Here is a 23612-nt window from a genome sequence, read left to right as displayed (position 1 = left end):
GCCGGCCGTTACGCGGGTCGTACGGCGCGTGGGCCGACCACCGCCGTGCCCAGGGCCGCCACCCGCGCCCGCAGTTCCCGGTCCGCCGTCACCACCAGACACCGGCGGTCCGGCGCCCGCTCCCGCGCCAGCTCCACGATCCGGTCGTCCCCGCTGCCCGCCGCGGCCGCCACCCGTACCCCGGCCACCGGCTCGACCCCGCGCGCCGCCCCCTCCACCACCAGGACGATCTCCAGCGGCGCCCGGGTGGCCCAGTCCGGTACGCCGTCCCGTTCGGGCAGCCCTTGGCCGGCGCGCTCCGCCAGCCGGTCCCGCAGCCGCTCGGCCGCGCCGTGCCGGTCCCGCCACCAGCCGTCGGGAACCGACCCCACGACGTTCGCCGCGTCCACGATGATCAAAGGGACCTCTGTCGCCACGCGAAATATTATGGTCGGAATCGATCGGGAAAGGTTGGCGGCGATCCATGGCGTTGCGGATGCTCCGGGGCAACGACGGCCGGCTCACGGTGTACGCCCTGGTGGCGGGCGGCATCGCCCGCTGGACCGAGGTCGGGCCGGGCGGCCCCGAGTGGACCGGCCCCCAGCTCTTCGAGACTCCGGGGCTCACCGACATCGCCGTGGCCCAGGGCGCGGACGGCTACGCGCACCTCATCGGCCTACGCCGCAAGGCCGTGGGCGAGGAGCGCACCGACGTGGAACTCGTGCACGCCACCCAGTTCCAGACCGGCCGCCCCCTGACCGGCTGGCATTCGCTGGGCACCCCGCACCCCAAGGACTGGCGCAAGGCGCTGAAGGTCGGCGCCCCGACCGCCGCCGTCGACGCCTCGGGGGCCGTCCACGTCTTCGTACGCAACGCGGGGCGCGGGGTGAGCGCCCGGCGGCAGGACGCCAAGGGCAAGTGGGGCGGCTGGCTCGACCTCAAGGGCAAGGACCTGGTGGACGGGCTGTCCGCGACCGCGACCACCGACGGCCGCGTGGAGGTCTTCGCGCCCACCGAGGACGGCGCGCTGCGCTGGTACCAGCCGGAGCCCGGCGGTGCCCTCCAGCGCGGCGAGGACGTGACCGCGCGGCCCAGCCCCGGCTCGGTCTCGGCCGCGGAGAGCAGCCGGGACACCCTCACCCACTACTGGCGCGACCAGCGGACCGGCGCCGTGTGCGCGTATCGCCCGGGCGCCGGGACTACGGCGCCGCTCGGCGGGGAGACCGGCATCGGCCCGGTCGCGGTGGTCCGCGCCGAGATAGAGGGCCACGACTGCACACTGGTCGCCCAGCGCGACACCAGGACGGGCCGTCTCGCGGTCGCCGCGCACCCGAGCGAGGACGAGGCGGCCGGGGTGTGGTGGACCGCGACCGGCGAACCGGGCCTGGGGGAGCCCGCCTTGGCCCTGGACGCGTCCGACCGCGTGGTGCTGGCCGCGGTGGGCCCGGAGGGCGGGCTGCGGGTCGCCCGGCAGAAGACCACGGAGCCGGGGCTGGCGCTCCACGCCTGGCAGCGCGTCTGACGTGCCGACATGACGAACGGGCCGTATGGGAGACCCTCCCGTACGGCCCGTCGGGCGAACCGCGGCGTTACGCCGGGACGCTCGCCACGCCCTGAGCCAGGAACCGCTTGCCGTTCACCCGCTCCGAGACGCCCTCACGGTCCAGGTACGGCGTGATGCCGCCCAGGTGGAAGGGCCAGCCCGCGCCGGTGATCAGGCACAGGTCGATGTCCTGCGCCTCGGCGACGATGCCCTCGTCCAGCATCAGGCCGATCTCCTGGGCCACCGCGTCCAGCACCCGGGCACGGACCTGCTCCTCGGTCAGGACGACATCGCCCTGCTGGAGGAGGGCGGCGACCTCCGGGTCCAGCTCCGGCTTGCCGGAGTCGTAGACGTAGAAGCCGCGCTTGCCCGCCTCGACGACGGCCTTGAGGTTCGGCGAGACCGTGAAGCGGTCCGGGAACGCGCCGTTCAGGGTCTCCGAGACGTGCAGGCCGATCGCCGGGCCGACCAGCTCCAGCAGGACGAGCGGGGACATCGGCAGGCCCAGCGGCTCGACCGCCTTCTCCGCCGTCTCGACCGGAGTGCCCTCGTCGATGACGTTCTGGATCTCGCCCATGAAGCGGGTGAGGATGCGGTTGACCACGAACGCCGGGGCGTCCTTGACCAGCACCGCCGTCTTCTTCAGCGACTTGGCGACGGCGAAGGCCGTGGCCAGGGACGCGTCGTCGGTCTGCTCGCCGCGCACGATCTCCAGCAGCGGCAGGACCGCGACCGGGTTGAAGAAGTGGAAGCCCACGACCCGCTCGGGGTGCTTGAGCTTCGACGCCATCTCGGAGACCGACAGCGAGGAGGTGTTGGTGGCGAGGATGGCGTGCTCCGGCACGACCGCCTCGACCTCGGCGAACACCTTCTGCTTGACGCCCATCTCCTCGAAGACGGCCTCGATGACGAAGTCCGCGTCGCCGAAGGCGGCGGCCTTGTCCAGCGAGCCGGTCACGGCCGCCTTGAGGCGGTTCGCCTTGTCCTGGTTGATCCGGCCCTTGAGGAGCAGCTTGTCGATCTCGCCGTGGACGTAGGCGACGCCCTTGTCCACGCGCTCCTGGTCGATGTCGGTCAGGACGACCGGGACCTCGAGGCGGCGGAGGAAGAGCAGCGCCAGCTGAGAGGCCATCAGGCCCGCGCCGACGACGCCGACCTTGGTGACCGGGCGGGCCAGCGACTTGTCCGGCGCGCCGGCCGGGCGCTTGCCGCGCTTCTGCACCAGGTTGAAGGCGTAGATGCCGCTGCGCAGCTCGCCGCCCATGATCAGGTCCGCCAGCGCCTGGTCCTCGGCGTCGAAGCCCTGGCGCAGGTCGCCGTTCTTGGCGGCCGAGATGATGTCCAGCGCGCGGTAGGCGGCCGGGGCCGCGCCGTGCACCTTGGAGTCGGCGATGGCCCGGCCGCGCTCGACGGCCTGGTCCCACGCGTCACCGCGGTCGACCTCGGCGCGCACGACCTCGGTCTCGCCCTTGAGGACGGACGCGGTCCAGATCAGCGACTGCTCCAGGAAGTCGGCGCCCTCGAAGATCGCGTCCGCGATCCCGAGCTCGTGCACCTGCTTGCCCTTGAGCTGCCTGTTCTGGTTGAGGGAGTTCTCGATGATGACCGAGACCGCGCGGTCGGCGCCGATGAGGTTCGGCAGGACCGTGCAGCCGCCCCAGCCGGGGACGAGGCCGAGGAAGACCTCGGGCAGCGAGAAGGCGGGCACGGCCTTGGAGACGGTGCGGTAGGTGCAGTGCAGACCGACCTCGACGCCGCCGCCCATCGCCGCGCCGTTGTAGTACGCGAAGGTCGGCACGGCCAGTGCCGCCAGCCGCTTGAAGACGTCGTGGCCGCCCTTGCCGATGGCCAGCGCGTCCTCGTGGCGCCCCAGCAGCTCCACGCCCTTGAGGTCGGCGCCGACGGCGAAGATGAACGGCTTGCCGGTGATGCCGACGCCGACGATCTCGCCGTCCGCGGCCTCCTTCTCGACCTGGTCGAGGGCGGTGTTGAGGTGCGCCAGCGACTGCGGGCCGAAGGTGGTCGGCTTGGTGTGGTCGAAGCCGTTGTCCAGCGTGATGAGCGCGAAGCGCCCGGCGCCGGACGGCAGGTCGAGGTGGCGGACGTGGGCCTGGGTGACGACCTCGTCCGGGAAGAGCTCGGCGGCGCCCTTCAGAAGCTCAGCGGTGGTGCTCACTTGCCCTCCCAGTGGGGGTTCTCCCAGATCACGGTGGCGCCCATGCCGAAGCCGACGCACATGGTCGTCAGGCCGTAGCGGACGTTCGGCTGCTCCTCGAACTGGCGGGCCAGCTGCGTCATCAGACGGACGCCGGAGGAGGCCAGCGGGTGGCCGAAGGCGATCGCGCCGCCGTACTGGTTCACGCGGGCGTCGTCGTCGGCGATGCCGTAGTGCTCCAGGAAGGCCAGCACCTGCACGGCGAAGGCCTCGTTGATCTCGAACAGGCCGATGTCGGAGATCGCCAGGCCGGCCTGCGCCAGGGCCTTCTCGGTGGCCGGGATCGGGCCGTAGCCCATGACCTCCGGCTCCACGCCGGCGAAGGCGTACGACACCAGGCGCATCTTGACCGGGAGGTTGTTCTCGCGGGCGAAGTCCTCGGAGGCGATCAGCGAGGCGGTGGCGCCGTCGTTGAGGCCGGCGGCGTTGCCCGCGGTGACCCGGCCGTGCGGACGGAACGGCGTCTTGAGGTTCGCCAGGTTCTCCAGCGTGGTGCCCGGGCGCATCGGCTCGTCGGCGGTGACCAGGCCCCAGCCGGTCTCGCCCGCCTCCGGGTTGGTACGGCGCACCGAGATCGGGACCAGGTCCTGCTGGATCTTGCCGTTGGCGTACGCCTTGGCGGCCTTCTCCTGCGAGCGCACGGCGTACTCGTCGGCGCGCTGCTTGGTGATGGTCGGGTAGCGGTCGTGCAGGTTCTCCGCCGTCATGCCCATGAACAGGGCGGACTGGTCGACCAGCTTCTCCGAGACGAAGCGCGGGTTCGGGTCCACGCCCTCGCCCATCGGGTGGCGGCCCATGTGCTCGACACCGCCCGCGATGGCGACGTCGTACGCGCCGAAGGCCACGGAGCCGGCGACCGAGGTGACGGCCGTGAGCGCGCCGGCGCACATGCGGTCGATCGAGTAGCCCGGGACGGACTGCGGCAGGCCGGCGAGGATGCCCGCGGTGCGGCCCAGGGTCAGGCCCTGGTCGCCGATCTGCGTGGTCGCGGCGATGGCGACCTCGTCGATCTTCTTGGGGTCGAGGTCCGGGTTGCGGCGCAGCAGCTCCCGGATCGCCTTCACGACGAGGTCGTCGGCGCGGGTCTCGTGGTAGATGCCCTTCGGGCCCGCCTTGCCGAACGGGGTGCGGACGCCGTCGACGAAGACGACGTCCCTAGCGGTACGAGGCACGTTGGCTCTCCTCCAGGTGCGGGATGGCACTGCTGCGGGCACGCGCTTGGCGTGCCTCCACGCCGCTCATGCTACTTGTGGGTAACCAAGCTGCACAGTCCTCCGCGCCCAAGCGGTGAAGGTCACAATGCGCGCGTTCCGCGACCGGGGGCCGGCACCCCGGAGCCCCGGTGCCGGGCGTCAGCCGGAGGTCGCCTTCAGAGCCGTCACCAGTACCGGCGTGACCTGCTCGACCTGCCACGGCCTGGCGCCGTGACCGGACAGCGCGGCCGCGATGTTCTCGGGCGTCGCCTCTGCCGGCGGCTCCCAGCACAGTCGGCGCACCGTGTCCGGGGCGATCAGGTTCTCCTGCGGCATGCTGAGCCGCTCGGCCAGCCGGGTCACCGCCGTACGGGCGGCGGAGAGCCGCGCCGCCGCGGCCGGGTCCTTGTCCGCCCAGGCGCGCGGCGGCGGCGGGCCGGTCAGCGGCTGGCCGGGCTGCGGCAGCTCCGCGTCCGGCAGCGCCCGCGCCCGGTCGATCGCCTCCTGCCACTGCTCCAGCTGGCGACGGCTCGTACGGTGGCCGAAGCCGTTCAGCGCGGCCAGCGCGCGGGAGGTGGACGGCAGCGCCAGGGCGGCCTCGACGATCGCCGCGTCGCTGAGCACCTTGCCGGGCGAGACGTCCCGGCGCTGGGCGATCCGGTCGCGGGCCGTCCACAGCTCGCGCACCACGGCCATCTGCCGGCGCCGGCGGACCTTGTGCATCCCCGACGTGCGCCGCCACGGGTCCTTGCGGGGCGGGGCGGGCGGGGCGGCGGCGATCGCCGCGAACTCCTGGTGCGCCCAGTCCAACTTGCCCTGCCGCGCCAGCTCCTCCTCCAGCGCGTCCCGCAGGTCGACCAGCAGCTCCACGTCCAGGGCGGCGTACCGCAGCCAGGGCTCGGGCAGCGGGCGGGTGGACCAGTCGACGGCGGAGTGGCCCTTCTCCAGGGCGTAGCCGAGGACGTTCTCCACCATGGCGCCCAGGCCCACGCGCGCGAACCCGGCGAGCCGGCCGGCCAGCTCGGTGTCGAAGAGGCGGTCGGGAACCATGCCTATGTCGCGCAGGCAGGGCAGGTCCTGGGTGGCGGCGTGCAGCACCCACTCGGTGCCGGAGAGCGCGGTGCCCAGGGTGGTGAGGTCGGGGCAGCCGACGGGGTCGATCAGGGCGGTGCCCGCCCCGGCCCGGCGCAGCTGCACCAGATAGGCGCGCTGTCCGTAGCGGTAGCCCGAGGCCCGCTCGGCGTCCACGGCGACCGGGCCGTGCCCGGCGGCGAACGCCGCCACCACGGCGTCCAGGTCCTCGGGTTCCGCGACGACGGGAGGGACGCCCTCGCGCGGTTCCAGCAAGGGGACCGGCGCCGGCGGGAGGTCGGCCGGGGGAGCGCCCCCAGGGGTTCGCAGTGTCGTCTCTGCTGCGGTCTCTTGGGCGTCGGTCACCCCTCAAGGGTATCTGTGCGCGAGCGGAATGCAGGGCGCCCGCCGACGGAACGTTCCGTCGGCGGGCGCCCTGGAGGAGGAGAAGAGGGGTGTGGAGGGGGAAAGGGGGGTGTCGGCGATATCGGGGATGCCGGAATGTCAGGGATGGTCAGTGGATGATGCCCGTGCGCAGGGCGACGGCGACCATTCCGGCCCGGTCGCCGGTGCCCAGCTTGCGGGCGATCCGCGCCAGGTGGCTCTTGACCGTCAGCGCGGACAGGCCCATCGAGACGCCGATGGCCTTGTTGGACTGGCCCTCCGCAACCAGCCGCAGCACCTCGACCTCGCGACCGGACAGCTCGCGGTAGCCACCGGGGTGGCCTGGTGCGCCGGGCGGTCGGCGGTGCAACCGGGCGGCCGCGGCGCCGATCGGCGCGGCTCCGGGGCGGCCGGGCAGCCCCAGGTTGGTGCGGGTGCCGGTGACGACGTAGCCCTTGACGCCGCCGGCGAGCGCGTTGCGTACGGCGCCGATGTCGTCGGCGGCGGACAGTGCCAGTCCGTTGGGCCAGCCCGCGGCGCGGGTTTCGGACAGCAGGGTGAGGCCGGAGCCGTCGGGGAGGTGGACGTCGGCGACGCAGATGTCGCGCGGGTTGGCGATCCGGGGGCGGGCTTCGGCGATCGATGACGCCTCGATGACGTCGCGTACGCCCAGCGCCCACAGATGGCGGGTGACGGTGGAGCGCACACGCGGGTCGGCGACGACCACCATGGCCGTCGGCTTGTTCGGGCGGTAGGCGACCAGGCTGGACGGTTGCTCAAGGAGAACAGACACCAGGCCTCCTGGAGGGGAGAGGAGATGGGTCGGGACGGTCAATCTGGTCCTTCGGCACCCATCTGGCCCGGCTTTAGAGAATGATCACGATCGAGTGAGTAACAATTCGGACAATTCGGATGGCTGCTCGATCGAGAGGGATCCCTTCCGATCAGCGGTCGCCGGAACGGCCGACGCCGATCCGGCGGGGGTGCGCTGATCGAGGGGAGTCGGCGGTCCGCAGCCGGTCAGCGGGAGCGCGGTCCGCGCCGCTGCGGCAGGGAGACCACGCCCGGGTCCGTTCCGCCCGCCGGGGGCAGGCCCGCGATCTGGCACAGCAGGTCGCACCAGGCCGCCAGGTGCGCCCCGGTGTCCGGCACCCCGGCCGCGTCCGACGGCGTCCAGGAGGCCCGGATCTCGATCCGCGTCGACGGCTCGCGGCCCGCCAGCCCGCCGAAGTGATGCGAACTCGCCAGGGTCACCGTGCCGCTCGGCTCCCCGTACTCCACCTCACGCGCCTGGAGCGCCCCGGTCAGCCAGGACCAGCACACCTCCGGAAGCAGCGGGTCCGCCGCCATCTCCGGCTCCAGGTCCGCGTGCACCAGCGTCACCAGCCGGAAGGTGCCGCGCCAGGCGTCATGCCCCGCCGGGTCGTGCAGCAGGATCAGCCGCCCGTCGGCCAGCTCCTCCTCCTCGCCGTCCCCGGCGTCCACGGCGACCACCGCCTCCAACGCGTACGAGAACGGCGCCAGTCGGCGTGGCGCGGGGGTGGGCTCCAGCTCCACCTCGGCCCTCGGCTGCACCCCGCGCAGTCCGGCAACCGCGTGCCGGAACGCCAGCGGGGCGCCGCCCTGACCATCCGTGCCGTCCGCACCGTCCGCACCGTCCGCGAGATGTCCCTGAGCCGCTGCCATGCTCGGAAGACTAGGCCGTGGCGCGCCGTACGGGACGTAGGGACACCCGGGTTGTCGGGTCACTCGTTCGGCCCGATTCCGCTCCCGTGCGAAGATTTACCGCATGAGCCTCTCCGACCGGCCGACGGGCCAGCAGCAGCACGGCAACAGCGCGGCGTCCGCCGCGCGGGATTCAGCTTTCCTGCGGGCCTGCCGGCGCGAGCCCGTACCCCATACGCCGGTGTGGTTCATGCGCCAGGCCGGACGCTCCCTGCCGGAGTACCGCGAGGTCCGCCAGGGCACCGCGATGCTCGACTCCTGCATGCGGCCGGACCTCGTCACCGAGATCACCCTCCAGCCGGTGCGCCGCCACAACGTGGACGCCGCGATCTTCTTCAGCGACATCGTCGTCCCGCTCAAGGCCATCGGCGTCGACCTCGACATCAAGCCCGGCGTGGGCCCGGTCATCGCGCAGCCGATCCGCACCCGCGCCGATCTCGACCGGCTCCGGATGCTGGAACCGGACGATGTGAAGTACGTCACCGAGGCCATCGGCATGCTCGTCGGCGAGCTGGGCACCACCCCGCTCATCGGCTTCGCGGGCGCGCCGTTCACCCTCGCCAGCTACCTCGTCGAGGGCGGCCCCTCCCGCAACCACGAGCACACCAAGGCGCTCATGTACGGCGAGCCGGAGCTGTGGGCCGACCTGCTGGACCGCCTCGCGGACATCACCTCGGCGTTCCTGAAGGTGCAGATCGAGGCGGGTGCCTCCGCCGTCCAGCTCTTCGACTCCTGGGTCGGCGCGCTCGCGCCCGCCGACTACCGCCGCAGCGTCATGCCCGCCTCCGAGAAGGTCTTCGCCGCGGTGGCTCCGTACGAGGTGCCGCGCATCCACTTCGGCGTCGGCACGGGCGAACTCCTCGGGCTGATGGGCGAGGCGGGCGCGGACGTCGTCGGCGTCGACTGGCGGGTGCCGCTGGACGAGGCCGCCCGCCGGGTGGGCCCCGGGAAGGCGCTCCAGGGCAACCTCGACCCGGCGGTGCTCTTCGCGTCGCGCGAGGCCGTGGAGGACAAGACCCGCGAGGTGCTCGACGCGGCGACCGGACTCGAAGGCCACATCTTCAACCTCGGCCACGGCGTGCTGCCGGACACCGACCCGGACGCGCTGACCCGGCTCGTGGAGTACGTGCACACGCGCACCGCGCGCTGACCGTAGCCCGGACCCGCCTCCGGGCGGGACCGTCCCCTGGGCTCGCGCCTTCGGGCGGGCGGCGCGTCCGGCGGCTCAGCGTTCCAGGACCAGGGCCTCGCCCTGCCCGACCCCGATGCACAGCGTGGCGACGCCGGTGCCGGAACCGCGCGCCGCGAGCTGGTGCGCGACGGCCCCGGCCAGCCGCGCCCCGGAAGCGCCCAACGGGTGGCCGATGGCGATCGCGCCGCCGCGCGGGTTGACGATCGCCGGGTCGAGTTCCGGCCATTCGGCCAGGCAGCCGAGTGCCTGGGCGGCGAACGCCTCGTTCAGCTCGACCGTCGCCAGATCGGCGAACGAACGGCCCGCCTTGGCGAGCGCGCGGTGCACCGCCTCGACCGGGCCGAGGCCGAAGAACTGCGGCTCGATACCGGTGACCGCGCGGGCGCCGATCCGGGCGAGCGGTTCGCGGCCGGTGGCCCGCAGCCCTTCCTCGTCGCACAGCAGCAGGGCGGCCGCCCCGTCGTTGAGCGGCGAGGAGTTCCCGGCGGTGACCGTGCCGCCCTTGCGGAAGACCGGCTTCAGCCCGCCCAGGGCCTCCATCGAGGTGCTGTCCCGGATGGTCTCGTCGCGCACCAGGTCGGTGTCCGGGCAGGCGACGACCTCGGCGTCGTAGGCGCCGTCCTGCCAGGCGCGGGCCGCCTTGCGGTGGCTGTCGAGCGCGAACGCGTCCTGCGCCTCGCGGGTGATGCCGTGCTTGTCGGCGATGAGCTCGGCGCCCTCGCCCAGGGCCACCGTCCACTCCGGCGGCATGGCCGGGTTGGTCATCCGCCAGCCCAAGGTGGTGGAGTACAGCTCCTGGTGCCCGGCGGGGAAGGCCCGCTCGGGCTTGGGGAGCACCCACGGGGCGCGCGACATCGACTCGACACCGCCGGCCAGCGCGATGTGGGCGTCGCCGACGGCGATCGCGCGGGCGGCCTGGACGACCGACTCGAGTCCGGAGGCGCAGAGTCGGTTGACGGTCGTGCCGGGCACCGACACCGGGAGCCCGGCGAGCAGCACGGCCATCCGGGCGACGTCGCGGTTCTCCTCGCCGGCCCCGTTGGCGTTGCCGAAGTACACGTCGTCGATGCGGGCCGGGTCGAGGGCGGGCGTGCGGGCGACCAGGCTCCGCACGACGTGGGCGGCCAGGTCGTCCGGACGCACCCCGGACAGCCCGCCGCCGTACTTCCCCACCGGCGTGCGGACGGCGTCGACGACGTACACGTCCCGAATGCGGTCGCTCATGCTGGCCTCGAACCTCTTCCCCGGGTGTCCCGAACGATTGATCGGTCGGTGCGAGTCTCGGCCCGGCGTTCGCGGGGTGTCAATGGGGTGACCGGGGTGCGGAGGGCGTTTGAGAAGGTGGAGCCATGAACGCACAGGGGAGCGCAGGGACAGCCCGCGTCGTCGTCATCGGCGGTGGGATCTCCGGGCTGGCGGCCGCCCACCGGCTGCTGGCGGGTGGTGCCCGGGTGACCGTGCTGGAGGGCTCGGCGCGGCTGGGCGGCAAGCTGTACGCGGGCGAGATCGCGGGGCTGCCCGTCGACCTCGGGGCCGAGTCGATCCTCGCGCGGCGGCCGGAGGCGGTCGAGCTGGCACGGGCGGCCGGAATCGGTGAGCGGTTGCAGCCGCCGGCGACGACCAGCGCCAAGGTGTGGACGCGCGGCGGGCTGCGGCCCATGCCCAAGGGGCACGTCATGGGCGTACCCGGCGATCTGGCGCCGCTCGCCGCCTCGGGGGTGCTCTCGGACGACGGGCTCGCCCGCATCGCGCGTGAAGTGGAGCTGGCGCGCCCGGAACTCGGCGACGACGTCGCGATCGGCGAGTTCGTCGCGGCCCGCTTCGGCCGGGAGGTCGTGGACCGGCTGGTGGAGCCGCTGCTGGGCGGGGTGTACGCGGGCGACGCCTACCGCATCTCGATGCGCGCCGCCGTGCCGCAGCTGTTCGCGGCGGCCCGTACGCACGGTTCGCTGACCGAGGCCGTCCGCGCCGTGCAGCGGCGGGGGCAGGCGGCCGCGCAGCAGCAGGGTGAGCCGGTCTTCACCGGCATCGCCGGGGGCGTGGGGCGGCTGCCGGAGGCCGTCGCCGACGCCGTACGGGCGGCGGGTGGCGAGATCCGTACCGGCACGCCCGTCGACGAGCTGCGGCGCGGGACCGCGGGCGCGCTCCCGGCGGGGGGCGGCCTGGCGGCGGGTTCCGGTGGGGCGGGCGGCACCCAGGGTGCCGTGCGGACGGATCGCACCGGGGACGCGCACGGGCGATACGCGGACGGCAGCGGAGTCGCGCACGGGAACCGCGCGGGCGGCGGGTGGACGGTCGTCGCCGGCGGCGAGGTGCTCACCGCCGACGCCGTGGTGCTCGCGGTCCCGGCGCCCGCCGCGGCCCGGCTCCTGGGCGCCGACGCGCCGGGCGCCGCGGCCGAGTTGGCCACCGTCGACTACGCCTCGATGGCGCTGGTCACCATGGCGTTCCGGCGGGCGGAGCTGCCCGCGCTCCCGGACGGCAGCGGGTTCCTCGTGCCGCCCGTGGACGGCCGCCGGATCAAGGCGTCCACCTTCTCCAGCCAGAAGTGGGGCTGGGTCCGGAATGCCGACCCGGACCTCTTCGTCCTCCGTACCTCGATCGGGCGGTTCGAGGACGACGAGGACCTGACGCGCGACGACGCCGATCTGGTGGGGATCTCGCTCGCCGACCTCGGGGCGGCGGTCGGTCTCGACGCCCGCCCCGTGGCGACCCGGGTGACCCGGTGGGACCGCGGACTGCCGCAGTACCCCGTCGGCCACCTCGACCGCGTCGCCCGGATCCGCGAGCAGGTCGCGAAGCTGCCGGGCCTGCGGGTGTGCGGCGCCGTCTACGACGGTGTGGGCATCCCCGCCTGCATCGCGAGCGCCTGGCGGGCGGCCGACGAGCTGCTGGCCACCCTGCCGCCGGGCGCCGCGGGCGGCGCGCGAGAATAGACCACATGACTGCTCCTGAGACCGCGACACCAGCCAAGGCCCCGAACGCCGGCAAGAAGGCCAAGGACCTCAACGAGGTCATCCGCTACACCCTGTGGTCGGTTTTCAAGCTGCGTGACGTGCTCCCCGAGGACCGCACCGGCTACGCCGACGAGGTGACGGAGCTGTTCGAGCAGCTCGCCGCGAAGGACGTCACCGTGCGCGGCACCTATGACCTGTCCGGGATGCGGGCCGACGCGGACGTCATGATCTGGTGGCACTCCGAGACCTCCGACGCGCTCCAGGAGGCGTACAGCCGCTTCCGCCGCACGAAGCTGGGCCGCGCCCTGGAGCCGGTCTGGTCGAACATGGCGCTGCACCGGCCCGCGGAGTTCAACAAGTCGCACATCCCGGCCTTCCTGGCCGACGAGGTCGCCCGCGACTACGTGAGCGTCTACCCCTTCGTGCGGTCCTACGACTGGTACCTGCTGCCCGACGAGGACCGCCGCCGGATGCTCGCCGACCACGGCAAGATGGCCCGCGGCTTCCCGGACGTGCGGGCCAACACCGTCGCGTCGTTCTCGCTGGGCGACTACGAGTGGATCCTCGCCTTCGAGGCCGACGAGCTGTACCGCATCGTCGACCTCATGCGGCACCTGCGCGCGTCCGAGGCGCGCCGCCACGTGCGGGAGGAAGTCCCGTTCTTCACGGGGCGGCGCAAGTCGGTGGGCGACCTGATCGCGGGCCTGGCCTGAGCCTCACGATCCTGGCCTGAGCCTCACGGGCTTGGCCTTAGCCTCACGGGCCTGGCCCGGGCCCTACGGGCCAGGCCCGATCCTCTCAGGGCACCCGGGGCACCATCGCGCGGGTGGCGCGGGGCTTGCCGTCCGTCGGCTTCGGCTCGCCGCGGCCCGCGCAGGACGCGTCCGAGCGCGGCGTCCGTCCGGTCAGCAGATACCTGTCGACGTGGGCGTTGACGCAGCCGTTCGGGCCGCCCGCGATGCCGTGGGTGCCCGCGTCCCGCTCCGTGACCAGCACCGAACCGGGCAGCCGCCGGTGCAACTCCAGCGCCCCGGAGTACGGGGTGGCGGCGTCCCGCTCGGCGGCCAGCAGCAGCACCGGCGCCAGCTCGCCCCGCTCGGCGCCCACGTCGACGGGCTGCTGCCGCGGGACGGGCCAGTACGCGCACGGCAGGTTCATCCAGGCGTTGTCCCATGTCTCGAACGGCGCCCGGCGGGCGAGTGCGGTGTTGTCGTGGTCCCAGACCCACCACTGGTCGGGCCAGGGCGCGTCGTTGCACTCCACGGCCGTGTAGACCGCGTTGCCGTTCTCGTCGGCCTTGGCCTGCGCCGGGTCGGGCATGGCCAGCTTGACCAGAGGTTTGGCGTTGCCGTGCAGGAAAGCGGCCAGGGCGTGCGCGCTGGGGTCCCAGTAGCCGTCGTGGTAGCCGACCCGCAGGAACGCGGCGTGCAGCTGGCCGGTGCCGACCTTGCCGCCCGCGGGTGCCCGGTCCAGCTCCCGGCGGATCTTGTCGTACGACGCCTGCACCTGACCGGGAGTGCGGCCCAGGTGGTAGATCGCGTGGTGGGCGGCGACCCAGCGGCGCCAGTCGGCCCACCGCCGCTCGAACGCGAGCGACTGGTGCAGGTTGGCCGAGTACCAGATCTGGTGCGGGGCGGGGTCGACGATGCTGTCGAACACCATGCGGCGCACATGCCCGGGGAAGAGCGTGGCGTAGACGGCGCCGAAGTACGTGCCGTAGGAGGCGCCCAGGAAGTTCAGCCGCTTCTCGCCGAGCGCCGCCCGCAGTACGTCGAGGTCGCGCGCGTTGTTGAGAGTCGTGTAGTGCGGGAGGGTGGCGCCGGCCTTGCGGAGGCAGCCCTGGGCGTAGCGCTGGGCCTTCACGATCATCCGCCGCTTGAACTCGGCGGAGGGGCGGCTGGGCGAGCTGGTGGGAGCCTTGGCGAACTCCGCCGGGTTCTGGCAGGACAGCGGCCCGGACCGGCCGACGCCGCGCGGGGCGTAGCCGACGAAGTCGTACGCCTTGGCCAGCTTCCGGTACGGAGCCTCGGCCGCGTACGCCGGAAAGCGCATTCCCGAACCGCCGGGGCCGCCGGGGTTGTAGACGAGCGCGCCTTGGTGGCGCTTCTTCGGGCCGGTGGCGCGGGCGCGGCTGACGGTCAGTGAGATCTTCTGGCCGTCCGGGTCGGCGTAGTCCAGCGGCACGGCCACGGTGCCGCACTCGACCGGCGAGGGCAGCCGCTCCACGCGGGGGCAGCGGTGGAAGGCGATGCCACGGTCGGCGGCGCGTTGCGCGGCGACGGTCACGCCGTACGCCTCGGCGGCACCACCTGGTGGGGAAGAGGCGGCGCCGGTCGCCGGGGTGACGGTGAGTGCGGTCATGGCCAACGATCCGAGGACGCCGTACAGCGCTACTGCTCTCACAAAGACATCCCTTCATATGTTTCTCAACAAAAGGGATATTTGGCCCGGCGGTTGAAGAAGTAAAGCACCAGGTCGAAGTGTCGGGCCGATGCACCTCGTGCGCCCCCGTCGACGCGCCCGTCCCCTCAGTGCGCCCGCCGCCCGCCCCGCAGTGCCGCGCGGAGCGCCGGATCGGCCGGCGTGCTTCGGATCCCCGGGACGCGGGTGCGGTACGGGCGCCGGGCATGCCGGGACGCGGTGCGGTCACGTCCCGGGTCCCGGGCAGGGGCGCGGCGGGTGGTCACGAGCCGCCGCCGCAGCCGCCTCCCCCGCAGCCGCCGCCTCCGCCGCAGCCTCCTCCGCCTCCGCCGCCATCCGATCCTCCGCCGCCGCAGGACGCGCTCGTACCGCACGAGCCGCCGCCCGACCCCGAATCCGTGGAACCGCACCACGACGGCTCCTCGGAGTCGCCCGAGCACGCCGACCCCGAGTCGCCGCCGCCCGAGCCGGACGAGCCGCCCGAGCCGGACGAGGAAGACGCCGCCGACCTCTGGGCCCGCTCCGCCGCCAGCAACTCCTCCTGGAGCAGCGGGTCCGCGCTCAGCGCCGCCGCGCCGCCCAGCGCCACGGCGACCGCCACCGACGCCGCCGGATCGGCCCCACCGCCTCCGCCGGCCGAACGCCGGGCACGGCGCCCGCTCTCCGGCGGAAGCCCGGCGCCGCGCCGGTACGCCGTCAGGGCCCGCTTGCCCGCCGCCGTGACCCGGCGGCGCGAGAGCTGCGCGCAGATCGCGCCGACCATGAGCCCCGCGAACAGCCCCGGCAGCACCGTGAAGATCGTCGCCGGCCCGAAGGCGTCACCACCCTGCATGATCGCCAGCGCGATGAACGCCCAGCACACGACCGTCAGCGCGTGGGCCGCCCGCCGCCAGCGACGTGCCGTCGCGGGCCGCACCATCAGCCCGCGTTCCGCGAGCCGGTCGCCGATCCCCTGGACCTCGGCGCTGCGCATCAGCGCCGTACGCAGCCTCGCCAGGGCGCCGTGCGGGGCACGGGCGTGCGCGTCGAGCAGAGCGTGCTCGACGCGGTTGCGGGCCACCGGGCGCAGCACGGCCACCACCCCGGGTGCGCCGACCGCGAGCCTGTTGTCCTCGCACATGGCGGCGATCGCGGTGTCGGCCACCCGGCCGGGGCCGCCCGTGAGGAACGCCGCCTCCATCACGTCGTGCGCCCGTGCGCCCGTCGTCAGCGCCGCGGACACCTTGCGGGACGCCGCCGTACCCGCCACGACCGCCAGCGACCCGCAGCCGACCACTCCGTACACCACCGGAACCAAGGCGCTCATGCCGCCCTCCGGCCGCGCAGGGCGAGCCGCGCGGCGCGCGCGAGGCGGGCGACCCGGCCGGACGACAGGGGCGCGGGCCCCGAACGCTCCCGCCACCATTCGGCGAGCTGCCGCCGCACCGCCGGGTCCAGCGGTCCACGCGGTCCGCCGGTGGCCAGCAGGTGCTCGGTGAACGCGAGGGCGTCGCGGCGGTAGCCGCCGGTCATCGGGTGGGTGCCCGCGTACCGCAGGAACGCGGACCGGAAACCGTCCCCCAGGATCCGCGGCAGCTCCGGGGCGACCTTCGCGACGACTCCGGCGCGCTTCACCACCAGCGCCCGGTGCTGCACGCGCAGCCGCCGCCGGTCGAAGCCCTCGGGGGCCGGGGTCCCGGCCACGAGCGCGGACAGCAGAGCGGTCTGCGCGAGCGCGAGCCGCGCCCGCGCGGCGTCGGCCCCGGTCCCGTCCGCGATGACGTCAGCGGTCTCGACCGTGATGACGTCCGCGTTCCTGTCCGCGATGACGTCCGCGGTCCCGGGCGGGGCCTCGGCCGACGCCACGGCGACACCGCTGCCCGCCACCCCGCCTCCGCCCTCGTCCCCGTCCGCGGTCTCGTCGGCGGGATCGTACGGCTCCGGCCGTCCCACCGCCGTACGGTGCGCCGCGGCTTCGGCGACAGCCGTCGCGGCCGCCGGGACGGCCTCATGCGCCCTCCGCGGCTGGCGCGGGATCGCGACCGCCGTGCGATCCGCGCGCGTCGCCACGGCGACCGCCGACCGCGTCCGGCCCTCCGGCGCGTCCGGTAGCGCAGCGCCGGCACGTGCCGCACCCGCCTCCGCCGCACCGGTCCCGGCCGCCTCCGCCTCCCCCGCACCGGTCCCGGCCGCGCCGGCGTGAGCCACTCCGTCCGCCGCGGATCCGGCTCCCACCGCACCCGCCTCCGCCGCCGTCCACGCCGCCCGTACCGCCGCCGTCAGCGCCGCGCGTTCCGTCACCGAGCGGATCTCGTCCAGTTCGGCGGCGAGTTCCTCGAAGGCCGGGAAGTCCTCGTCGCGCTCCAGCAGCACGCCCGAAGGCGTCGTGCGCGCGCACAGCTCGGCGAGGACGTCCAGTACCGACCGGGGGACCGGGTGGGCGTGGCTGTCGTGCCACACGCCGTCCCGCTCCACGCCGCCCGCCACGTGCACGTACGCCAGCGCGGACAGCGGCAGCGCGTCGAGGGCCGCGACCGGGTCCTCGCCCCGGTTGACGTGGTTCGTGTGCAGGTTGGCGACGTCGATGAGCAGCCGTACCCCCGTACGCTCCACCAGCTCGGTGAGGAACTGCCCCTCCGTCAGCTCCTCGCCTGGCCAGGAGATCAGCGCCGCGATGTTCTCCAGCGCGAGCGGCACCGGCAGCGCGTCCTGGGCGATCCGCACATTGGCGCACAGCACGTCCAGCGCCTCGCGGGTGCGCGGCACCGGCAGCAGATGTCCGGCCTCGATGCGCGGCGACGCCGTCAGCGGCCCGCCGGCCCGTACGAACGCGATGTGCTCGGTCACCAGCGGGGCGCCCAGCGCCTCCGCCCGCTCGGCGAGTGCCGCCAGCCGCTCGCGGTCCGGCGGTTCCGCGCCGCCGAGCCCGAGCGAGACCCCGTGCGGCACGACGGTCGTCCCCCGTTCCCGCAGCTGCCGCAGGGCGTCCGGAAGGTGGCCGGGGCAGATGTTCTCCGCCACGACCTCGACCCAGTCGATCCCGGGCAGCCTGGCTATGTCCTCGGCGATCTCCGGCCGCCAGCCGATCCCGGTTCCAAGACGACGCACCGTGATTCCCCCTCTCACTATGTGCGGGAGTCATGACCCCCCTGAGACGGGACGAATCCTGGGGCCGCGCGGTTCAGAGCTTCATTTGAGCTTCGTCCAGGTGCGGGGCCCGCGTCGTGCCGTGGCCCCACTGCCACGGACTCGGGGGTCTGGTGCGACAGACGTTCGGAAGGGGGCATAGGGTACGTGTCGTCTTGGGGGGATGGGGATCAGAGCTCGTGCCGCGCCGACGCGCGGAGCGTGGGGGCAGAACGTGCTGGGCAACATCGACTCCGGTCACAGGGACCGGCGTAACCGACACCGCCGTCGGCCTCCGGCGGCGGCCAGGACATGGGCCGTGCGCCGCTTGGCGTTCCGCCGCTGGGCGTTCCGGCGCCTGCGGCTGGACTACCCGCGGGCGAACCGGAGCGGAGTCCGGCGCTGGCTGCCGTCGTGGCGGCAGACCGCGCTGGTCTTCCTGCTCTGCTTCGGCAGTCTCCTCAGCGCCCTCAGCTATGTGTACTGGAAGACGGAGATCCCCGAGAATCTCAACGAGTTCGCGACCCAGCAGGACAACGTCTATTACTGGGCCGACGGTACGGAAATGGCGCGGACCGGCCCGGTCAACCGGCAGGACATCGCCCTGGACAAGGTGCCGGAGAAGGTGCAGTGGGCGGTGCTGGCGGCCGAGAACGCGAGTTTCTACTCGGACAGCGGGATCTCCCCGTCCGGACTGGTGCGCGCCGTTTCCAAGATGGTGACCGGCGGGGAGACCCAGGGCGGTTCCACCATCACCCAGCAGTATGTGAAGAACGCGTATCTGAACCAGAAGCAGACGTTCTCCCGCAAGCTCACCGAGATGTTCATCGCCATGAAGCTGGACGACAAGCTGAGCAAGGAGGAGATCCTTGAGGGCTATCTCAACACCAGCTGGTTCGGGCGCGGTACGTACGGAATCCAGCGGGCCGCCAACGCCTATTACGGCAAGAACGTCTCCGAACTGAATGTGAGCGAGGGGGCCTTCCTCGCCTCGCTGCTCAAGGGCGCCGGAACCCTCGACCCGGCGGTGAGCCGGGCCGGCCACCGGCGGGCGGTGGAGCGCTGGGAATGGGTCCTGGACCGGATGGTGAAGATCGGCAAGCTGTCCAAGAAGGAACGGGCCCGCTACACGCGGTTCCCCGAGCCGATCGCACCGCCCAAGCAGGTCGGCCTCAGCGGCCAGACCGGCTATCTGGTCGAGACCGCGAGGGCGTTCGTCAGCTCCCACACGGACATCTCCGACGCCGAGTTCGACCTGGGCGGCTACCAGATCCACACCACCTTCGAGAAGCCGCGCGTCGAAGCGCTCGAGAAGGCGGTGGACGCCACGCTCGGCGGACTCGACCCCAAGGCGCGGGCCGCGGACCGGAACGTGCGGGTCGGCGCCGCCTCCGTCGCGCCCGACGGCCGGATCACCGCCCTCTACGGCGGCCCCGACTACCTGGAACAGGGCTTCAACGACGCCAACGCCTCCAACGTCCCCGCCGGCACGGTCTTCACGCCGTTCGTGTACGCGGCCGCACTGCGCGACGGGGTGCTGCGCGAGCGCGAGGGCGAGCGTGTCCCCGTCTCCCCGGAGACGGTGTACGACGGTGACGACAAGGTGGCCGTCCACACCCCCGAGGGGCCGTACTGGGACCGCGGCGGAAAGATCGTGCGCGGGTCCAACGACGGCGGCCGCTCCTGGGGGCAGGTGACCCTCCGCAAGGCCGTGGAGGACTCCATCAACACCCCGATGATCCAGCTCGGCATGGACGTCGGCCTGGACCGGGTGCGGCGGGCGTCGGTGGACGCGGGCCTGCTGCCCAGCAGTTTCGGCGGTCCGCGGGTGCCGGTGTTCTCCCTCGGCACGGCCACCCCCAGCGCCATCCGGATGGCCAGCGCGTACGGCACGTTCGCCGCCGGCGGCGTCCACGCCTCCCCGTACTCGGTGGCCTCCCTCGCCCGCAACGGCGACGAGGTGACGATGGAGGCCTCGCCCAAGGCGCGGGCGTTCAGCTCCGAGGTCGCCGGCGAGGTCAGCGAAGCGCTCCAAGGGGCGGTACGGCAGGGCAGCGCGCGGCAGGCGGCCGCCGCCGGGCCGGATGTCGCGGGCAAGACCGGCACGGAGCAGGACAACAAGTCGGCGTGGTTCGCCGGATACACCGACACGCTGTCGACGGCCGTCTCCGTGTCCCGGCTGGACCCCAAGTCCCAGGAACTGCTGCCGCTGACCGGGCTGGGCGGGGCGGACCCGTCCCGGACCGGCAGCACCTATCCCATCGACATCTGGACCCGCTACATGCGGCAGGCGCCCGCCTCCTAGCCGAACGCCGCCGCCCGCCCGGAGACCGGGCGGGCGGCGGCGTCAGGTGGTTCGGGAATCCGCTACTTCTTCAGGAACGCCGGCCAGTCCGGCGACTCCGCCGGATCCAGCATCCGCAGCTTCCGCAGCACCTCCGGGTCCTGCGCGTCCAGCCAGTCCGCGACCTGCCGGAACGACACGCACCGCACCTCCTCGCGGTTGCACACGTCCTTCATCACGTCCTCGATGGCGCGCATATAGATGCCGCCGTTCCAGGTCTCGAAGTGATTGCCGATGAACAGCGGCGCCCGGCTGCCGTGGTAGACGCGCTCGAAGCCGTTGAGATAGGCCTCGCGGGTCAGCTTCTCCCATTCCTCGTACTTCGCCGGATCGCCTTCGGTGGTGTCCCCGGACTGGTTGAACAGGAAGTTGAAGTCCATGGAGAGGACCTGCTTCTCGCTCTGCGGATACGGCACCAGCTGGAGCGGGAAGTTCCAGATTCCGTTGGTCTTCGACGGCCAGATCTGGAAGTCGCCGGGAGAGCTTGCGTCGTACCGCCAGCCGAACTGCTTGGTGGCCGGTATCAGCGTCTTCTGCCCCTCCAGGCAGGGCGCCCGGCCGCCCACCAGTTCCACGTCGTAGTCGAACGGCAGCGGCTTGATATCGGTGAAGCCGGTATTGGTCTTCCAGTTCTTCACGAACGAGTAGGACTGCTCGATCTCGCTGGTCCACTCCTGCGTACTCCAGTGCCCGCCGCCCTTGGGGCCGCAGAAATGGCCGTTGAAGTGGGAGCCGATCTCGTTGCCCTCCTGCCAGGCGCCGCGCAGCTGCTCCAGCGTCTCGCGGATGTGCTCGTCGGTGGCGAAGGGGATGGCCGTGGAACCGCGGTTGTGCATCGGCGGCTGGTAGAGGTCGCGCTTGGACTTGGGCAGCAGGTACATGCCGCTGAGGAACAACGTCATGGTCGCGTTGTTCTCCTTCGCGACCTGCCGGAAGTGCGAGAACAGACGGTCCTCGTTCTCCAGCGCCCCGTCCCAGGAGAAGACGACGAACTGCGGTGGCTTCTCGCCCGGCTTCAGGCGCCGCGGCTTCAGCTGACGCGGCTGCGGCCCGGTGTAGGAGGTGGAGCCGTCGCCCAGGACCTTCTCCTCGCCGTCCCAGTCGCCGTACTTCTCCTCCTCCTTGGACTTCTTCCGCTCGCCCTCGCCGTTCTTCTCGCCCCCCTCGCCCTTGCCGGCCGCCGGGGGCGCGCCCGTGGCGGTGCGCTGCTCGGCGGACGGGCGGCCGCCGCCGGAGCCGCCCGAGGTGAGGGTGACCACCAACGCGACGGCCACCACCACGGCGACCAGCGCGGCGGCGCTGTATATGCGCTTGTTCAGCAACTGTTTCAAGGCGACCCGCCCCCAGGTGCACGTATGAAGATACGGTGCATGACTATCACAAGACCATCACGGCATGTTTGGCGCGGTCCTGGGGTGGCCCCGGGCGGGCGGTCAGCGGATCAGTGCCGGATTGTCCAGTGACGGGGATCCGAGTACGTGCACCCGCCGCAGATGCCGGGGCGCGCGGCTGGTGAACTCCTCCCGCCCGTGCAGCAGCGTGTAGTTGTCGGCGATCACCAGGTCGCCGGAGCGCCAGGTGTGCGCGTACAGGTGGCGCGGCGCGTGCAGAGCCGCCCGCAGGCTCCGGTGGAACTCCGCCAGCTCGGCGGCGGGCAGTCCGGTGAACTCCAGGTCCGGGTGGTTGATGAACGGCGTCCCCGGCGGTACGGGCTCGTTGTAGCGGATCACCGGGAAGCCGCGGTCGGGGTGGCGGGTGACGACGGGGGAGACGGCCTCGCTGTCGTAGAAGTCTGTGGCGCGCCGGTAGCGCCCGGTGACCCGCTCCCACCGCGCCCGGTCCGCCGGATCCGCCTCCCGCAGCACCGCGGCGGTCTGGGTGAACGTCGTCCGGCCGCCGTCCCCCGTGTCCGGCGCGGTCACGCAGTGGAAGATCTGGAACTCCGGCACCTGCGGGCGGTACATCCCGTCCCAGTGCAGCGGCACGTACCGGTGGTCGAAGATGTGGTCGTCGGGGTCCTCGTGCTCCACCAGCTCCAGCACCGCGCCGAACGGCCACATGCCGATCTCGCCCCAGCCCTCGCAGTAGGCCGTCAGCTCCCCGGCGGAAGCCGGCCCGGCGAAGCCGCGCAGGAGCAGCAGATGGTGCTTTCTGGCCAACTCGCGCAGGGCCGCGGTGGGCAGCTCGGTCAGCGGCGCACCGGGCCGTCCGGCGTCCACCCGGATGCCGAACGGCTCCATCAGCCGGTGCGGGTGGCCGGATATCCGCCCGGTGCCCTGGGACGTTGTCGTCATGGTGCTTCCCTTCGAGGTCCTGGCGGGCGGCGGATCAGGCCGTCGCGACGGACGGCGACAGCCGCGCGCCACCGGCGGCGGGCACCCGCGCCCCGGCCATCGTGTAGTGGCTCGGCCGCCCGCCGGAGTGCACCAGCCGCGCCCCGCGCCGCTCCGCCTCACCGCGCGGTACGAGGACGAACCGATCCCCGGTGTCCAGGGCCACGCTGTGCCACGGGGTCAGCCAGTTGTCGGCGGTCTCGACGAGGTGGATGCCCAGCTTCCCGGCGCCGCACGGCTGCGGATGGATCGACAGCCGTACCGCGTCGGGGAACCGCTCGGCCAGCAGCGCGCCCCAGGCCCGGCTCCGCTGGATGACGGTGTACGCGCGGGCGCGGGCGTCCCGCTGCAGGGCCGCCCGGCTGCCGGTGTACCCCGGGGTGTTGCCGTCCTCGAACAGGAACCGGGTGATGGCCCGGTACAGGGCCACCTCCTCGCCCGACCGCACCCGCTCCCGCAGCGTGGCGAGCGGCTCGGCGTACCGCTCGGCCAGCACCGCCCGCATCCGCTCGTGCTCCGCGCCCGCCAGCTCCGGGACGTCGTCGAGGGTGAACAGCCCGACGCCCTGGTGCGGCAGCCGGTCGATGAGTGTCTGCAAGGCGCGCTGGTAGGCGGTGATGTGCTCGTCCGGGATGCCGACGGCGTCGCTGAAGACCCGCCCGTCGGAGCAGATCAGGACGCGGGCGCCGGGCGCGTACACCGCCTGGATCCGCCCGCACAGCCCGTCCAGGAACCCCAGTGCCAACCGCTCGGCCAGGTCCGGCAGCACACCCAGCACCTTGGCCGGGTTCGGGGACTTGCCGGGGAACGCCGGGAGGACGAAGGTCACCGGCCGCCCGGCGGCCACCGCCGCCGCCACCTGCCGCGCGTGCGCCGCGAGGCAGCGCGGACAGCTCGCGCCGGGCGGCGCCGCGCACCCGTCGTCCGTTCCCCCGCGATCCGGGTCTCCGCGGCCCGTACGCGCGCGATCCGGGCCGGCCGCCACGGCGGCCGTGCGCTGGTGGCGCAGTACGAGCTCCATGATCCGCCGCGCGAGCTGCCCGACGTCGGAGTCGGCCATCTGACCTCCCAGGATGCGACGGCGGAGCCCCTGGCAAGCTGCTGACGTGGCGTCAACGTGGGGGGTGGCCCCGCCGCGTCGCCATCCTGG

18 protein-coding genes are annotated in these 23612 nt (G+C 73.2%); 5 read left to right on the top strand and 13 right to left on the bottom strand.

Annotation, left to right across the window (positions count from 1 at the left end):
* Positions 1-8: 8 nt before the first annotated feature.
* Positions 9-416 carry an NTP pyrophosphohydrolase gene (locus ACQUSR_RS07060; protein ID WP_431041691.1) on the bottom strand — a complete coding sequence of 136 codons (408 nt, stop codon included), beginning with the start codon at positions 414-416 and terminating at the stop codon, positions 9-11.
* 47 nt (positions 417-463) lie between these two features.
* On the opposite strand from ACQUSR_RS07060, the gene ACQUSR_RS07055 reads away from it, so the two are divergent.
* Complete coding sequence (locus ACQUSR_RS07055) at positions 464-1501, top strand: hypothetical protein (protein ID WP_431041690.1); 1038 nt, start codon at positions 464-466, stop codon at positions 1499-1501.
* 67 nt (positions 1502-1568) lie between these two features.
* Here ACQUSR_RS07055 and ACQUSR_RS07050 read toward each other — a convergent pair whose 3' ends face one another.
* The 5 genes from ACQUSR_RS07050 to ACQUSR_RS07030 form a co-directional block, all read right to left on the bottom strand.
* Positions 1569-3698, bottom strand: a complete 2130-nt coding sequence (locus ACQUSR_RS07050) for a 3-hydroxyacyl-CoA dehydrogenase NAD-binding domain-containing protein (protein ID WP_431041689.1) — start codon at positions 3696-3698, stop codon at positions 1569-1571.
* Positions 3695-4909 (bottom strand): thiolase family protein, encoded by a 1215-nt coding sequence (locus tag ACQUSR_RS07045; protein ID WP_431041688.1) that lies wholly within the window; start codon positions 4907-4909, stop codon positions 3695-3697. Before ACQUSR_RS07045 ends, ACQUSR_RS07050 begins: the two co-directional genes overlap by 4 nt.
* Positions 4910-5089: 180 nt before the next feature.
* Positions 5090-6367 (bottom strand): HRDC domain-containing protein, encoded by a 1278-nt coding sequence (locus tag ACQUSR_RS07040; protein WP_431041687.1) that lies wholly within the window; start codon positions 6365-6367, stop codon positions 5090-5092.
* Positions 6368-6515: 148 nt separating this feature from the next.
* Positions 6516-7178: a response regulator transcription factor gene (locus ACQUSR_RS07035; protein WP_304464424.1), complete on the bottom strand. Its 663-nt coding sequence runs from the start codon at positions 7176-7178 to the stop codon at positions 6516-6518.
* A 227-nt stretch (positions 7179-7405) separates the two neighbouring features.
* Positions 7406-8071, bottom strand: a complete 666-nt coding sequence (locus tag ACQUSR_RS07030; protein ID WP_431041686.1) for a DUF3000 domain-containing protein — start codon at positions 8069-8071, stop codon at positions 7406-7408.
* Between the two features lie 103 nt (positions 8072-8174).
* Between ACQUSR_RS07030 and hemE the strand changes: the two genes are divergently transcribed.
* The gene (gene hemE / locus ACQUSR_RS07025; protein ID WP_431041685.1) at positions 8175-9260 is read left to right on the top strand and encodes a uroporphyrinogen decarboxylase; all 1086 of its coding nucleotides are present in this window, start codon (positions 8175-8177) and stop codon (positions 9258-9260) included.
* Between the two features lie 75 nt (positions 9261-9335).
* Here hemE and ACQUSR_RS07020 read toward each other — a convergent pair whose 3' ends face one another.
* Positions 9336-10526: a thiolase family protein gene (locus tag ACQUSR_RS07020; protein ID WP_431041684.1), complete on the bottom strand. Its 1191-nt coding sequence runs from the start codon at positions 10524-10526 to the stop codon at positions 9336-9338.
* A 125-nt stretch (positions 10527-10651) separates the two neighbouring features.
* On the opposite strand from ACQUSR_RS07020, the gene hemG reads away from it, so the two are divergent.
* Both hemG and hemQ read left to right on the top strand, forming a co-directional pair.
* Positions 10652-12238 carry a protoporphyrinogen oxidase gene (gene hemG / locus ACQUSR_RS07015; RefSeq protein ID WP_431041683.1) on the top strand — a complete coding sequence of 529 codons (1587 nt, stop codon included), beginning with the start codon at positions 10652-10654 and terminating at the stop codon, positions 12236-12238.
* A gap of 5 nt (positions 12239-12243) precedes the next feature.
* On the top strand, positions 12244-12972 hold the full coding sequence (gene hemQ, locus ACQUSR_RS07010; RefSeq protein WP_431041682.1) for a hydrogen peroxide-dependent heme synthase: 729 nt from the start codon (positions 12244-12246) through the stop codon (positions 12970-12972).
* An 85-nt stretch (positions 12973-13057) separates the two neighbouring features.
* Here hemQ and ACQUSR_RS07005 read toward each other — a convergent pair whose 3' ends face one another.
* From ACQUSR_RS07005 to ACQUSR_RS06995, 3 genes are all read right to left on the bottom strand, one after another.
* Positions 13058-14662 (bottom strand): alpha/beta hydrolase, encoded by a 1605-nt coding sequence (locus tag ACQUSR_RS07005; RefSeq protein WP_431041681.1) that lies wholly within the window; start codon positions 14660-14662, stop codon positions 13058-13060.
* A 280-nt stretch (positions 14663-14942) separates the two neighbouring features.
* On the bottom strand, positions 14943-15986 hold the full coding sequence (locus tag ACQUSR_RS07000) for a TIGR04222 domain-containing membrane protein (RefSeq protein ID WP_431041680.1): 1044 nt from the start codon (positions 15984-15986) through the stop codon (positions 14943-14945).
* On the bottom strand, positions 15983-17767 hold the full coding sequence (locus ACQUSR_RS06995; protein ID WP_431041679.1) for a DUF692 domain-containing protein: 1785 nt from the start codon (positions 17765-17767) through the stop codon (positions 15983-15985). The genes ACQUSR_RS07000 and ACQUSR_RS06995 overlap by 4 nt, the downstream gene beginning before the upstream one ends.
* A 337-nt stretch (positions 17768-18104) precedes the next feature.
* Here ACQUSR_RS06995 and ACQUSR_RS06990 point away from each other — a divergent pair, with 337 nt between their 5' ends.
* A complete protein-coding gene (locus ACQUSR_RS06990) occupies positions 18105-20090 on the top strand; it encodes a transglycosylase domain-containing protein (RefSeq protein WP_431041678.1) in 1986 nt (661 codons plus the stop codon).
* Between the two features lie 62 nt (positions 20091-20152).
* Here the strand turns inward: ACQUSR_RS06990 and ACQUSR_RS06985 are convergent, their stop codons facing one another.
* From ACQUSR_RS06985 to ACQUSR_RS06975, 3 genes are all read right to left on the bottom strand, one after another.
* Complete coding sequence (locus ACQUSR_RS06985; protein WP_431041677.1) at positions 20153-21460, bottom strand: hypothetical protein; 1308 nt, start codon at positions 21458-21460, stop codon at positions 20153-20155.
* A gap of 102 nt (positions 21461-21562) precedes the next feature.
* A complete protein-coding gene (locus tag ACQUSR_RS06980; RefSeq protein ID WP_431041676.1) occupies positions 21563-22423 on the bottom strand; it encodes a TauD/TfdA dioxygenase family protein in 861 nt (286 codons plus the stop codon).
* A 34-nt stretch (positions 22424-22457) separates the two neighbouring features.
* Complete coding sequence (locus ACQUSR_RS06975) at positions 22458-23522, bottom strand: L-tyrosine/L-tryptophan isonitrile synthase family protein (RefSeq protein ID WP_431041675.1); 1065 nt, start codon at positions 23520-23522, stop codon at positions 22458-22460.
* Positions 23523-23612 lie beyond the last annotated feature (90 nt).

Origin of the sequence: Streptomyces sp. P1-3, from assembly GCF_050613155.1 — a bacterium.
Lineage (GTDB): Bacteria > Actinomycetota > Actinomycetes > Streptomycetales > Streptomycetaceae > Streptomyces.
The sequence above is the reverse complement of the archived record's forward strand: the minus strand, read 5'-3'. Positions and strand labels throughout refer to the sequence as shown.

What these genes read in the sequence shown, in the direction of transcription:
- ACQUSR_RS06980 (WP_431041676.1), bottom strand. Translation starts at nt 22,423, where the DNA reads ATGACGACAACGTCCCAGGGCACCGGGCGGATATCCGGCCACCCGCAC.
- ACQUSR_RS07055 (WP_431041690.1), top strand. Translation starts at nt 464, where the DNA reads ATGGCGTTGCGGATGCTCCGGGGCAACGACGGCCGGCTCACGGTGTAC.
- hemQ (WP_431041682.1), top strand. Translation starts at nt 12,244, where the DNA reads ATGACTGCTCCTGAGACCGCGACACCAGCCAAGGCCCCGAACGCCGGC.
- ACQUSR_RS07030 (WP_431041686.1), bottom strand. Translation starts at nt 8,071, where the DNA reads ATGGCAGCGGCTCAGGGACATCTCGCGGACGGTGCGGACGGTGCGGAC.
- ACQUSR_RS06975 (WP_431041675.1), bottom strand. Translation starts at nt 23,522, where the DNA reads ATGGCCGACTCCGACGTCGGGCAGCTCGCGCGGCGGATCATGGAGCTC.
- ACQUSR_RS07000 (WP_431041680.1), bottom strand. Translation starts at nt 15,986, where the DNA reads ATGAGCGCCTTGGTTCCGGTGGTGTACGGAGTGGTCGGCTGCGGGTCG.
- hemG (WP_431041683.1), top strand. Translation starts at nt 10,652, where the DNA reads ATGAACGCACAGGGGAGCGCAGGGACAGCCCGCGTCGTCGTCATCGGC.
- hemE (WP_431041685.1), top strand. Translation starts at nt 8,175, where the DNA reads ATGAGCCTCTCCGACCGGCCGACGGGCCAGCAGCAGCACGGCAACAGC.
- ACQUSR_RS07020 (WP_431041684.1), bottom strand. Translation starts at nt 10,526, where the DNA reads ATGAGCGACCGCATTCGGGACGTGTACGTCGTCGACGCCGTCCGCACG.